Source organism: Methylobacter marinus A45, from assembly GCF_000383855.1.
In the GTDB taxonomy this organism is placed as follows: domain Bacteria; phylum Pseudomonadota; class Gammaproteobacteria; order Methylococcales; family Methylomonadaceae; genus Methylobacter; species Methylobacter marinus.
Genome location: NZ_KB912877.1, coordinates 3881730 through 3895125, shown reverse-complemented (window position 1 = coordinate 3895125; position 13396 = coordinate 3881730). Strand labels below are relative to the sequence as shown.

The 13396-nt window shown below is 49.2% G+C and carries 12 protein-coding genes and 1 tRNA gene; 4 read left to right on the top strand and 9 right to left on the bottom strand.

Annotation, left to right across the window (positions count from 1 at the left end):
• Positions 1 to 146: 146 nt before the first annotated feature.
• The gene (locus METMA_RS0118430) at positions 147 to 650 is read left to right on the top strand and encodes an MgtC/SapB family protein (RefSeq protein WP_020160588.1); all 504 of its coding nucleotides are present in this window, start codon (positions 147 to 149) and stop codon (positions 648 to 650) included.
• Between the two features lie 265 nt (positions 651 to 915).
• On the opposite strand, the gene METMA_RS0118425 is transcribed toward METMA_RS0118430, so the two are convergent.
• Positions 916 to 989, bottom strand: a tRNA-Gln gene (locus METMA_RS0118425).
• A gap of 260 nt (positions 990 to 1249) precedes the next feature.
• A complete protein-coding gene (locus METMA_RS0118420) occupies positions 1250 to 2062 on the bottom strand; it encodes a class I SAM-dependent methyltransferase (RefSeq protein ID WP_027147444.1) in 813 nt (270 codons plus the stop codon).
• A gap of 493 nt (positions 2063 to 2555) precedes the next feature.
• Between METMA_RS0118420 and METMA_RS0118415 the strand changes: the two genes are divergently transcribed.
• From METMA_RS0118415 to METMA_RS0118400, 3 genes are all read left to right on the top strand, one after another.
• Positions 2556 to 4646 carry a spermidine synthase gene (locus METMA_RS0118415; protein ID WP_152565022.1) on the top strand — a complete coding sequence of 697 codons (2091 nt, stop codon included), beginning with the start codon at positions 2556 to 2558 and terminating at the stop codon, positions 4644 to 4646.
• A 162-nt stretch (positions 4647 to 4808) separates the two neighbouring features.
• The gene (locus METMA_RS0118410; protein ID WP_152565023.1) at positions 4809 to 6083 is read left to right on the top strand and encodes a hypothetical protein; all 1275 of its coding nucleotides are present in this window, start codon (positions 4809 to 4811) and stop codon (positions 6081 to 6083) included.
• Positions 6084 to 6670: 587 nt separating this feature from the next.
• Entirely contained in the window at positions 6671 to 6967 is a 297-nt protein-coding gene (locus METMA_RS0118400; protein ID WP_036249409.1) for a hypothetical protein, read from the top strand.
• A 344-nt stretch (positions 6968 to 7311) separates the two neighbouring features.
• Here the strand turns inward: METMA_RS0118400 and METMA_RS0118395 are convergent, their stop codons facing one another.
• The 7 genes from METMA_RS0118395 to METMA_RS0118365 form a co-directional block, all read right to left on the bottom strand.
• Positions 7312 to 8814 carry an IS1182 family transposase gene (locus tag METMA_RS0118395; RefSeq protein WP_020160583.1) on the bottom strand — a complete coding sequence of 501 codons (1503 nt, stop codon included), beginning with the start codon at positions 8812 to 8814 and terminating at the stop codon, positions 7312 to 7314.
• Between the two features lie 170 nt (positions 8815 to 8984).
• Positions 8985 to 9158 carry a hypothetical protein gene (locus METMA_RS27180; protein ID WP_156830555.1) on the bottom strand — a complete coding sequence of 58 codons (174 nt, stop codon included), beginning with the start codon at positions 9156 to 9158 and terminating at the stop codon, positions 8985 to 8987.
• Between the two features lie 345 nt (positions 9159 to 9503).
• A complete protein-coding gene (locus tag METMA_RS0118385) occupies positions 9504 to 9926 on the bottom strand; it encodes a guanosine-3',5'-bis(diphosphate) 3'-pyrophosphohydrolase (RefSeq protein ID WP_020160581.1) in 423 nt (140 codons plus the stop codon).
• Complete coding sequence (locus tag METMA_RS0118380) at positions 9923 to 10156, bottom strand: hypothetical protein (RefSeq protein ID WP_020160580.1); 234 nt, start codon at positions 10154 to 10156, stop codon at positions 9923 to 9925. The genes METMA_RS0118385 and METMA_RS0118380 overlap by 4 nt, the downstream gene beginning before the upstream one ends.
• Entirely contained in the window at positions 10146 to 11348 is a 1203-nt protein-coding gene (locus METMA_RS28060; RefSeq protein WP_020160579.1) for a hypothetical protein, read from the bottom strand. The genes METMA_RS0118380 and METMA_RS28060 overlap by 11 nt, the downstream gene beginning before the upstream one ends.
• A 28-nt stretch (positions 11349 to 11376) precedes the next feature.
• Entirely contained in the window at positions 11377 to 12099 is a 723-nt protein-coding gene (locus METMA_RS0118370) for a hypothetical protein (RefSeq protein ID WP_020160578.1), read from the bottom strand.
• A gap of 186 nt (positions 12100 to 12285) precedes the next feature.
• Positions 12286 to 13068, bottom strand: a complete 783-nt coding sequence (locus tag METMA_RS0118365; RefSeq protein ID WP_020160577.1) for a type VI secretion system Vgr family protein — start codon at positions 13066 to 13068, stop codon at positions 12286 to 12288.
• Positions 13069 to 13396 lie beyond the last annotated feature (328 nt).

Here is a 13396-nt window from a genome sequence, read left to right as displayed (position 1 = left end):
CGTGCCTTGAGGATATTCGTACTATATGAATATTGTGCAAATTTCGCTTGTCAGAAACAAGGATGACTAAGTGCTTGGACTGTGCCTTAGACGGTCATTAAAGGTCCCTTAACGAAGTGCAAACAAACCAAGGAGCAACTACAAGTATGTGGCAAGAGATATGGAACACCGTGCTATTGGAATTCTCCGATATTCCCGATGCGACCCAAGCAACCCTTATTACTCTGCGCCTCCTGATTTCCGCGGCCCTTGGCGGCCTACTGGGATACGAGCGGGAAATGAAGGGCAAGGCGGCAGGGTTGCGAACGCATATGCTGGTTGCCCTCGGAGCGACACTCTTCATCCTCATTCCCCAACAAACCGGCGCCTCGACTACGGATCTAGCGCGCGTGTTGCAGGGCTTGATCGCGGGAGTGGGATTCCTTGGGGCCGGTACCATTATTATGGGCAATCAACCCAAGGAGGTTAAGGGATTAACCACGGCCGCTGGCATTTGGCTAACGGCGGCAATCGGCGTGGCCGTAGGCATTGGACGGGAAGCGACAGCCGTATTGAGTACGCTTCTGGCCTTGGCGATTTTGTCCTTGGTTCCCATGGTCGAGCGCTTCTTTGAAAGCCGTGGGAAGAAGAACGGATCGGAACCGGAGTGAAGCGATCGGATGTGTCAAATTCCATGCATTTCAGGAGTATCCGTAAAAAACAGGCATAACGCCTGTACCGACACTTTGAATGAGATTAATCCCTGGCTGCCCTTGCGGGATTGACCGAGGCTGCGCTTAACTGGCAAGCCATTCCGCCCCCGTATGCCGCTTTAAGCAGGCAAACGCCGCAACGACAGGGATCGAATCCGGCCGACCCGATGCGGTCAATACAGAGAAACAGTGGAAATAAACCAAAGGGGACTTGATGAATAGTTGGCTGGCCCTCAGGGATTCGAACCCCGGCAGCTGGAATCAGAATCCAGAGTCCTACCGCTAGACGAAGGGCCAGTAATTGCTGAAGAGGCGCCAAGGCGGCCTCCATTGAGTTCGCGTATTCTACTACGATAAGAGAGTAATGTGGTAGTACCAAACGTTCAGGTTTTTCAAAAACTGGAATAGTGACAATAATTGAGTCTTGAAATTCAATATTCGACCCTGCCGATACCCGAGGCAATTGTCCGCGTAACATCAGCCAATAAATCGGATTGTTCCTGACGATCATGGCAAGCGACCGTCAAGATTAATCCGGACGGACAGAATGGCACTTGTTAAACGCCAACCGCTCGCGCAGTCACTACAATCGCCTGCATGGTTGCGCGAAATGGAGCTTCCCCGCCGGCCTGCGCAAGGGCTGCCGCAACAGCCTCGACAATTGGCTCGGAGGAACCACCCCGCTCTTGAATTTCGGCAATCACCGGCGCGCCCTCAACCAGTCCGGTTGCAAGCGACTTGGCGGTATCGCTGTATACTGCCAACGGCACGGCCTCAATCTGTATTTGATCAAATCCGTTTGCGCTCAATAAAGTCCGCAAGAGGTCGACATCATGAAATCCATGCGGCACCTCGAAAAACTTCGGCGGGTTCTCAGGAAAAAATTGCCCGATGGTTTCATGTGCGATGAGATTCTGCGGATTATCCTCGATACGATCCCACACATTGAAGGCAAGCAAGCCACCCTTGACCATCACCCGGCGGATTTCCTGAAAGGCTGCGTGCTTATCCTGCACAAACATCAGTCCGAATTGACAGGCCACTGCGTCAAACGAAGCATCGGAGAATGGCAGGTCGGCGATATCCGCCTGTTGCCAGTCGATACCTTCAAGCTTGTGCAGTTTTGTCCGTGCATAATCGAGCATCGCCTGGCTGATATCGGTTGCAACCAGAGAAACGCCGGACGTAAGATAGGGACGCAACTGCTCGGTGAGAATGCCGGAACCGCAGGCCATCTCAAGCACGGAACCATTGGCCAATTTGGGCAAGCGACAGACGAGATCGGCCGCGTACGGCTCGAACATGACCGGTCCGAGACACCGGTCGAAAAGCTCACAGATAGCCGAATAATCTGTGTGGGATGCTGACATGATGATTCTCCAAGGTAAAAATACAAAATGATCCGTGCCGTTTTAAGAACGCAACATTAGAAATTCATAATATTAAATACCCTTGTGAGGTGTCAACGGCCAGGACCTCGTCTGTTGACAGCGCCCAAATCCTTATTCCCGGCATGCTTGACGAGCATGGGCAATGACAACATTAGCCGCATCGACCTGCCCGACCTCTTCCTTACATGGCAAAATTGCCAAAATTGTGGCTAAATAAATCCTTTCGAAGCGATTTGAGCGCCCCAACCATGACACCTAAGGATTTGGCTAAAAATGACTTCCTGAAACTGGAATCTTGCATAGGATGCGCTGACCAAAAGTAGGCGCTCCAGGCGGCACAGCGAAGCGCATCGCTCGCGAACGATGCGCCTCCTGTCGTCGGCACATCCTATGTTTAAACAGGGAAATTATTGACGACCAAATCCTATTCAGTCTTATACATATTGTGATTTTGTTTTCTGGAGTTAACTTTATGCCAGGTTCTTTATATGCGGGTTTTCGCTGGAGCATGTATGCGTTTATCAGCTTTTGGGGCGCTTATTTGTTATTCCAGCTCGAACCGCTCATCGGTAAATTCATCTTGCCCTGGTTTGGCGGAAGCCCGGCGGTGTGGATTACCTGCATGCTTTTTTTCCAGGTCTTTTTGCTGGCGGGCTATGCATACGCCCACTTCAATCTCGATTTTTTCTCCGCTCGCCGCCAGGCTGTCCTGCATGTCGCGTTATTGCTGCTTGCACTGTTGACATTGCCGGTGACACCCGACCCATCCTTCAAGCCCGAGAGCAGCGAGCAGCCTACCTTTGATATTCTCATACTGCTGGTCAGCAGCATCGGCTTACCCTACTTCATCCTTTCGACCACCAGCCCCCTGCTCCAGGCCTGGATCGTCCGGATCAATCCGTATCGTTCGCCCTACACATTATATGCTCTATCCAATTTCGGTTCCTTGCTGGCGTTATTGAGCTATCCGTTTTTGTTTGAGCCCTATTTTAAATTGGGGGGACAGACGCTTGGCTGGTCCGTGGGCTTTGTCATTTATCTGCTGCTATGCGCTGGTGTCGCACTGGATTTTCGCCGCCTCGCCGAGGCGGAGGCCATTGTTGCCAGGCCGGTTGCCACTGACGATGAAACGCTGATCTCGGACCGGATGTCTCCCGCCATGTTGTGGCTGTTTTGGCTGGCCTTGCCTGCCGCTACCACGACATTGTTGCTGGCGGCCACCAATCAGCTTTGCCAGGATGTGGCAAGCGTGCCGTTTCTGTGGATAGTACCGCTCAGCTTGTATGTGCTGTCGTTCGTTTTCTGCTTTGCCCGCAAGGATTGGTATCAACGGCGGATTTTCATTCCCGCCCTGTTTGTTGCGGCGATCGCCCTGGTCATGGTGCTGTATGGCAGGGAGAATTTCACGCTGGAAGCGCAAATTGGCATTTACAGCGCCGGGTTGTTTTGCTGCTGCATGACCTGTCACGGCGAGCTTTATCGCATGCGTCCCCAACCCAACCGGCTGACCGCTTATTATCTTGCCCTTTCAGCGGGCGGAGCATTGGGCGGCGTTTTCGTCGCCCTCCTGGCGCCCTTGTTGTTTCCGCTTTATTTCGAATTCCATATTGCCCTGTTCGCCTGCTGCCTGCTGACCTTATGGGCTGTAGCTGTCGACAAGCAATTATCGGACGATAAACGCCGCAAGCCGCTGGTCTGGTTATCGGCGGGCGCCGGCTTGATCTGGCTGGGCGTGAATCTGGCCAACCATGCTTTTCAGACGGCCTCGGAAAAAACGCTGGTTAACCGCAATTTTTACGGGGTGCTGCGCGTCGAGGACCGTTCCGTAAACAATCCGGCACTGGCCAAACGTGTCTTGAGGCATGGCGCCATTGATCACGGCTTTCAGTTTCTGGTGGCCGACAAGCAGCATTTGCCCACGGCTTATTACGGCAATGAGTCGGGGGTCGGCCTGGCGCTGACGCATTTTATCCGGGATCACGGACGGCGCATCGGCGTGGTCGGTCTGGGTACGGGCACCTTGCTGACCTATGGCAAACCGGACGACTATTTCCGTGTCTATGACATCGATCCTGCCGTCGTCGAACTGGCGCAGACCTATTTTACCTACCTGAAAAATACGGCCGCCAATTACGACCTCGTCGTGTCCGATGCGCGCCTGGCCCTGGAGCGGGAAACGCCCCAGGGCTTCGATTTGTTAATTCTCGATGCCTTCAGCGGCGACGCGATCCCCATGCACCTGCTCACCATGCAGGCTCTGGAACTGTATCTGCATCATCTACGTCCCGATGGCGTACTGGCCATTCACATTACCAACCACTACCTGGATCTACGGCCCCTGGTGAGAGGCATGGCCGAGCATGCCGGCTACGACTATCTATTTGTGCAATCGCAACCATCAGACAGTCTGGGCTGGTATCGCGCCGACTGGGCCTTGCTCAGCAACAACCGGAAATTTCTGCAAAATCCGGTATTGCAAAAAGCTAAAAGCGCTAGTACAACACCCGTCAAGAGCATCATGTGGACTGACGACTTTTCCAATCTGTTCCGCTTATTGAAATGAACTGGCGCGAGGCCCCGATGGGTTTTCGCGTGACCAGCCGAGCGGTCAATTAAGTCGAAAACTACCGATCGCAAGCATTGCAGTAACCGGGGACAACCGTTCCCGGCAACATAATAAACAGCCTCTTTTCCACAATGAGCTTGATCAATCAAGAGGTGGCATATGAAAACAGCGTTAGCAATTGTTCTTATGGGTATTTTCTCATTCTTACTGGTTTTCAGGTCGGATTCAACTGAGGAGCCGCCCCCATCCGGCTATGATGTTTATCAATACGTCAAGGAATGCAAGGCCGAGCTTGGCATCACCCGCGACTTGCCGTTACTGTCATGCCTGGACGGCAAGCAGGTTCCAATTTATGTCGATAAACAGGAGATAGAACAAAACAACTGGGAATTACTCTCCACGTCAAAAAAATGCGATAACCCCCATTGGCTGGGTGGCGACCAGGGTTGCTGGACCTATTCGCATCTTCAGGTAGTCAACCTGGATGATCAAAATATCATGGTGGTCAATTGCCGCCAGAAAGGCAATCAACTGGAGAAAAACTGGTTCCGCGAAACCAAGGCGAATCTCGGCATGAACCAGGCACAAAGAAAGGCGCAGTATGAAAGTGCCCCCGCTGCTGAAAAGAAAGAATTTTATTATCTTTACAATACCTTCAACGATATCGGCATTATTCTGCGCAATACAACGACCGGAAAAAGCTGCTACCTCACGCAATACGGCGATGCCGTGGCCGGCTTTTTACCGCCGCTTGACACTCCGCTGCCGGCAAAAAACGAATTTTTAGCCAAATTCAATCCCGAACAGGCAAAACCGCCCCTGGATTTCCCCCAGGAACTCTGGTATCGCGATGCCAACAAGGCCTTCAAATCCCCCGAATTTACGGCATCCGCCGGATGCGTTGCCTGCCACAATGCGCACGGCGTCAAATACAGCCCCTACATCAATTCCAGGCACGGCTTGCCAGATATTCGCTCTATGGCCAATTTGCCTTTTTTACCGGTAGGCGAACCTTTCAGGAATTTTTTCTACAATCATGAAATCCTGCAGGTGACGACCGACCCCATAGACGGTGCCAATCAGCTCTGCAACCAATGCCATAACATGACCACCTCCGGAACCTGCGGCTATATCATCGATTCCGCTACCGATCATCCCGACACGATATTGAGCGCGTGGCTGACCACCAGCGCCCGAAACAGGTGGATGCCGCCCATGCAGGTGGATTCGGCGCTGTTTAAAAAGCACGTCGCCGCCATGAAGTGTTGTTGCGACGCGCCTCATTCCCAAGGCTGTAAAACCCGGAAATTCGGCCCTACCCTGGCCGACCTTCCGGAAGGCTTTGATGAAGGCAAAGGCTGGATCGAAGGCGAGGAACCCGGTCTCTGCAAAGGCATTATGGAAAGCCCTCAGTGGGGTGCCGATAAATTTTAATAGGCATTTCAAGTGGACAGCTATGCGGCACGGTTTCGGCACGGGAGTATTGCTGCTGCTCATCAGGTGATTGATGGCTTCTCCAAGTGCATCAATGATGCGGGATTGAAGCCCCTTGTCGTAACTGGGAAGCCGTCGTACCGGAAAAAGAATTTATCAGAACATGGCTATCATTTAATAGCGTTCGAACATGGTTATATCGTCTTTTGTTCTCAGGTCTGCGAATCGATCAGAGCCACAATCAATGACTTATAGGCCATCTTGCAGCAGACGCTGAGCCGCTCGCCATACATATACAGCCTTTGTATTCCGACCAGGCGGACATTTTTTAAGCCATTGTTACAACAGTGCGAGATTAAAATTTATCGAAAACGTGATGAAGTTCAAAAAAATACCACAAGAATCGGACCGCGCCCTATTGACAAATTGAATGACTTTCATTCCCCTCATTCAGCGTACGTTTAATTCATGAATGATCTACTACGGCTTGCTTATTTGGGTTGGCCGCTAGCAAATGTGGTTTTCTAACGCCATTTAAGCCCGTCGCCCATCAGTGGCATATCATCGTTAACAACAAGAAAAACGCTATGGAAAGAATGGACACAATCAAATCAATTGATTCAGTAGAGCATCACATTGAGAGGATCAAACAGGTATTAGTGACTATCAACGTATTAAGCGATTCGTTGAGCAAATACAGATCAGACCCGGATAATGATAACGGGATTTCGAGCCAGATTAAGACAGACCATTTCGGCGTAGCCATGATGGATGCAATTTACTTGCTATCCGCTTCCGGCATTCGATCAGCAGAATATTTAGAAACCGAACACCGGCAACGGAAAACTTCACAAGGAAACGCTAATAATATTGACAAGATATGACGGGGAAATAAACGATACCTAGTCTTGATATTGACAGTCTAGAGCGTTTATTCATTAGTCGGAAACATTACCTTCAGACATACGTCGCCATGAAAACAAGTCATTCACTGACCGACAGGGCACCAGAGGTTTTCATAAATCCGGTAGGGTACGCATCGCGTACCTTTTGAGATGACTTTCACCGGAACCGCTGGAAAAGGTACGAGACTGTGAAAGAATTCAGAAACGAGTATGGCTCTACTGGGTGAATACCGCTATTTTCATTAGCGAATTTTCATAAGGTATGAAAATTCCACCTCTTGGCAGCGCGGAATTCGCCAATTAAGCCGGGTTTTTCAGCCATTTTAGGCAAAAACCTGGTTTGTTTCGCTATTCCCTAAGCGCTGGGCGCAGTAATCCCTAAAGGCCGCCACACCGAGTATATTCAGCACTCGGGTAAAGTTGTAACACAAGGCCATTAAGCTGAATTCGCCCCGGCATTTCTCAAGCCCGCGCATCAGAAAATGGTGCATACCGGCTCGATGCTTGAGGGTGCCGAAGGGATGTTCAACATAACTGCTGCGATTGATCATCATCGGCCGGGTGCCTTTCATGTGCTCCCGGTGCTGATCAACCAGGGCTTCATGTTCCCAGCGCTCGAGTTTTTTGTAGGTTGCATTTTCCTTTAAACACTGCGGGCGTAACGGACAGTTTTTGCAGGCGGACTTTTTACTTTTGTAAACCGAGACGTTCCGCGTACCTTGCGGGCGAAGTTTGCCGCAGCGGGCAATCTGTTCGCCTTGCGGACACCGATAGCAATCATTTTCGCCATCGTAGGTAAATCGGTCTCGGGTGAATCGGCCTTCTTTCCCAGCCCTGCCTTTTTTGTTGGGAACCGGCACATAAAGCTGAATGCCTTGCTCGTGGGCCTGCTTGATCTGTTCGCCGCTGTAATAACCGGAATCGGCCAATCCGGTTAGCTGTTCCGATTGCAATACCGCTTGCGCCTTCTCCAGCATCGGCATGAGTTGCTGAGTATCGTTACCATCCTGAGTCACCTCTACGGCTACCAACAGTTTGTGTTGACTGTCTACCGCAATCTGGACGTTGTAACCGGCCGTGGTTTGACCGCGCTTGGTCAGCAAGCGGGCATCCGAGTCAACCGTTGAAATTTGGCGGTCTGACGAGGCGTTTAGCTGATTCTGTAAGGCTTTTTTCTCGGCTTGCTTCGCTTTAATACGGGCAATTTTGTCGGCTAAGCCCGGGTCGTCAACCAAACTGCCAAGACCTGCTTTGGCGTCAGTGGCGTCTTGTTCCGCCAATTGTTGCTGGTAGGCCTCGATTTTCTTGTCCAGTTCCGCCAGTTGTTGTTCCAGTTTTTTAGCGGTATAGATGCTGTCTTTATTGGCATCGGCCTTAAAGAAACTACCGTCGACAGCGACTTCGTCCCCCNCAAACAAGNTGAGCTGTTTACAGAGCAGAATAAAATCTTTGTTGATCGCCTTTAAGGCGGCGCTGTTGTCTTTCCGAAAGTTAGCGATGGTTTTATAACTGGGCCGTAGGCTATCAACCAACCAGATCACCTCAAGATTACGGGCCGCCTCGCGCTCCAGCTTGCGGCTACTGCGTATCCCATTCATATAGCCGTAAAGATAGAGCTTGATCAGCAGGCTTGGATGATAGGCCGGTTGCCCGGCTGTCAGACCTGAGCTGCACTTTTGGATTTTCAAGCGCACTAAATCAAGGGTGGTCACGTATGCATCAATCGCGCGTACCGGATTATTCTCGGATACATACTCATCCACGCGGGGGGGCAGCAACGATGACTGGTAGCGATCTTGACCCACTTTATAGTTCTTGGCAGTCATTTATTCTTTTTATATCAATGGAATAATAAATAATATTATACCATTGAGGAGTCTTGAATACTTTCACAGTCTCGTACGCGATGCGTACCCTACTGTATTTTTCAGGCAGGCCAGTCAATAACAAAACTCAACTTTCACAACAGCTTTAGCTTTCAAGTAACGGCTGATTGCTATAGATAGTAGGACTGATCGTATAAATCAAACAGGGCCATGATTAAGCGGGCTATGGCATCGTAGTCGAAGACGACTTCCCGGAAAAATCGTTGCAGCCGGCGATAGCGCGATTTTGGGTCTGCCTGGCTCGCGAAAGCCAACGCCAGTTGCGTCAGATTAATGTGCTTCATTCGCACTAACGCCAACAGCATCCCAATAAAACAATCCAATCGGCACTTGCCCAGCCTAAATGTCCTTTTAGAATCACTCTTAGTCCATCGCTTAATTTCATTTCACCTCCTGTTTGGTCGCAAGAGAGTGAAATCGATTAGCGATGGACTTTCAAGTCCTTTATTTTTCCTGCCTTGTAAATCAAACAGTTAGCTTTTTTTGTCGTGTACAGAGGATGTCTGCATAAGGTCTTATCGCCCATAGTATGCATTTCCATAATGGAAAGCACATCTCCCGTGACTGGACCAGAGTTCGAGAAGAAGCTGACCTCCAGCCCAACAGGTAAAAGATTACGAGGTATACATTCAAGATTTACTTAGAAACTTTAGCGCTCGATGATATTTTTTTACTCTTGCCAGATCTATATCATTAATTGAGTCGATTCTGGTCAAATCCATATTATCTTTAATGTCTTCGATTTTTATTTTTCTAGCCAAATCATTAAGAGATACTCGTGAAATAAATTCTTCATAAGTTTCCTCGCCCCTCTTTGTCAAACAACCGATAGCCTCAATAATTATCGTCGAGAAACCTAACCTCTTTAAATCATCAAGCGAAATCTCACTATCTTCGATAACATCGTGCAAAACAGCAACAATTCTTTCGTGCTCGTTTTGAAATTTTAACATCACCCTCAGCGGATGCAGGATGTAAGGCTGACCCGCTTTATCAACCTGACCAGTATGAACACGAGATGATATTGCAATGGCTGTTTCCAAATTACTCACTTTCTTATTTTTCCTTTGTTATATTCCTCTTGAGTAATTTCATGACCTGACAATAACGCTTCATTATACAATTTATTATCATAATTTATTGGCACAGGATTTTCGTTTTCCCCATAAAATTTTCTATATATCAGTCCGTTGGAGCAGGTGCGTCTGAACATAACTTCTTCATATGGATAATCAATATAGATATCTTTTGTGTTCAAATATTCGCCTGTCTTAATTGCCATTTGTCAAATTCCTGATTGATTCATAATAAGCTTTGCTTTGAGATTCTATTATTGGTCTCATTGGATCGCCATCTGCGAGCGTTCTCCATTGTTCATAAAATTTGTGGCCTTGCCCACCAGCAATACCGGTTTTAGTTGCGACAGAATTATATATTTCATCTCCTAGCAATGCTCTAGCCATAGTCTCAGATTCCTTTGCATAAATCATTGCTGGTGTATTCACCTGCACTTCGCCAACAATCCCTGCTTGGGTTTTAATTGTTGAATTGACTCCACTGTAACCCAATGGATCTGTTTCTCCGTTGATAACTTTAACATTAGCACCACGATTAACTAATTCATTTACTACAACGTCCATTTTGTCAGGCGAAACAATGATTGTATTTCTTGCTAAATCCTTTATTCGAGTAGCATCCCCATCATAATCGTTCATAATTTTTTCGATTGCTCTCTCACGAGATTTGAGAGGAGCTTTGGCTACTTTACCATTAAACTTTTCGGCAATCTCATCAGCCATGCTATCTATTTCTTTTTTGGCAGCGGGCGCTTTTTCATATATTGGTTCGAAATTTCTTGGAATATTTGCATCTTTTTGGCTGTGCTTTCCTCGCGCCGCAATATCATTTTTCTTCTCACATGCAGCGGTCGCCTTATTGGCGATTTCCGGGTTACCTGATGTTTTGGACTTGCCAAGTGCAGCTTTGGCTTTGCCAACGGCCTCTTTTGCTGCCTCAGCCGTGGCATTGACGGCAGGCTTCAAAGCTGCGGCGGCTTTACCTGCACTTTTAGCCGCCCCCACTACGCCCACTCGAGCACCCTCAGCCATCAACACGGCATCCGTCACCGAACCGCCCAAGGCCCGCATGTCACCCTTCTGGACAGCATCAGCCACCGCATGGGCCATATTGCCAGGCATGCTTTTAACCGCATCGCCCAAGCCTTCATAACCACCTTGGGCGGCCGCCTTACCCAGAGCGCTCAAGGGCTCGATATCCTCGACCATAATTTTGGCGGCGGCTTCATTTGCGCCTATGGCCGATAAGCCTTCCTTAGCGGCAATTTTAGCGCCACCTATAGCCACCTGTCCGAAGTCATAGACTCCATAAGCGCTTTCTTCAGCAATATTGACGGCTGAATCGCCAACCCCTTTCATGTATTCGACAAAATTTACTGCCGGGTTGTCACTTGCCATGATATTCCTTCCATGATTGCTTGGTTGTTCAAAGTTCTATCCCCCATTCCAGCTCGACGCACCCTGCCAGCGTGGCGCCGCGCAGTTTTGGCAGAATGGCAGGATCACTGAAAATAGGGGCCAGCCAGGATTTGGCATGCATTAAGTAAAAGTCTTTTCCCAGCAGACTCTGACATACGGCAAACGCCGTCATGCCCGCCGCATCAATGATCTGATGCCGACGAGCCATCTGCATGGACTGCCCGATAAAGGCATTCAATGCCATTTCGTCAGGAGGGGTCTGGGCCTTGGATTGTCGCGCGGCTAATGCCGCCATGGCCCAGCAAGTGCGTGCGGCCACTTGGTCGGGCAATCGCGCTGGGTCCGAGGCGAACCAGTCTCGTCGCCTTGCTTTCTGCGCCGCGTCTGCCCACGCTGCATCGCTTACCAGCTCAGGCAACCGATCAGGAATATCATCCGGGTACAATGACAAATCATCCAGCACTGCCTGAATTTCAGGCTGTAAATCAAAAGCAGGACCAATGGCGCAGCAGTAATGCAGATAGGTTGTCAGCGCATTTTGATAATTAATTTCGTAGCGTTCTTCAGCGTAATCAATCTTGCCAGCCACCATTCGTTGAGCTAAGCCTTGGGGCAGGATCTGAAACAATTCCGGGTAGTCAGGCCGTAATTGCTCGGTTAACCTGACGGCAAACCGGGTCCTTACATCTTTATTGAATTGCTGCATCTGGCCGGGAGTGATAACAATCATCTGCTAAACCTTTGGCGAACGTGTCGAGGTCCCACGCAGACGCAAGTATCGCCGACTCGGGCGGCCGACAAGTCGCCGATCATCACGGTCGGGCAGATATGCATATCGGAAACTCTGGCGGCGGGGGGCATAGACACTCCTTTTGATTAATTGAAATTTTGAAGATCTGCGATGGACCTCACATCCTCAGGCCTTATCGACAATAACTTGCATCCGATCCAAAAAAAAGCGGGCCAGACGCTCGCGCCATCGTCTGTATCGGCGAACCTGGGATTCCATGAGGATGGATTTGACCCGCAGGTCGGCTTTCGGCTTCTTGAAGTCGTAATCAGTGAGTTCATAGGCGCCCGGCCGGACTTCACGCGTAAAAGACCAGGCGTGGATGTGGTCATTGCGGGTACGATCCGTCGAGCCGGAGTCGGCCAGGACCAGGTAATGCTTGTCCTTTTCATGGGTGAAATAATAGTAAATGCCTTCGTTTTCCATCAACCGGCTGACAAAGTTGAAGTCCGTCTCGCAATATTGCACGCAATATTCGCGCGTAGTATAGTTGCCATTCAGCTTTACTTTGAAGTCGCTGAATCCGTGATCCTGAAAGACTTGTTTGATAATTTCGGGAACGGATTTGTTCTGGAAGATCCGGCAGTTTGAGGTTCGGGTCAGAAACCACAACCAGGGCCGGTCAGAGGTAAAGTAGTGAGCAAACCCGTTGAGATCGCCGTATTGGCTAAAACGGCTGACATAGCCATTGAAGTACTGCCAATTGCCATTATCCAACTGTAGCCGGACATTGATAGGTTCGCCCAGTATTTTTTGGGGATCGATGGCCCGGTCTTCGCTCACCAGTTCAAGACGGTACTCGAACGGTTCACTCAAGCCCTCCCGGCCATACATCTGGTAAAACAACAGGGTATCTTCAGCCAGAGGTGTGGATACTTGAATCTTACGATTTTTTTGTGTAACTGCCATGTTTTTTATGCTTCCTGGAACAAAGGTTCATTCAACACTAAGCGTCAGAGTATAAGTAAGCGATAGATTCAATCTTAGTCGTTTATACCGTTATCTTTGTATGAGATAAATGTTATTAGAAAGTTGACAAAAGTCAATGTAAATTGATTTAGCTCATTTTGAGACCTTCCCTACTCCAATGTTTATATAGTAACAACTTAAATTAACAACTTTTTCAGCGATCTAATTCCAGATCTTTTACTTAAGCCTCGTGAGCGGCTTCCATAAAGCCGCTGACACATCAAATTTGCTTGCCCACAGAATGGGATACTGTTTTACAAATAATTTT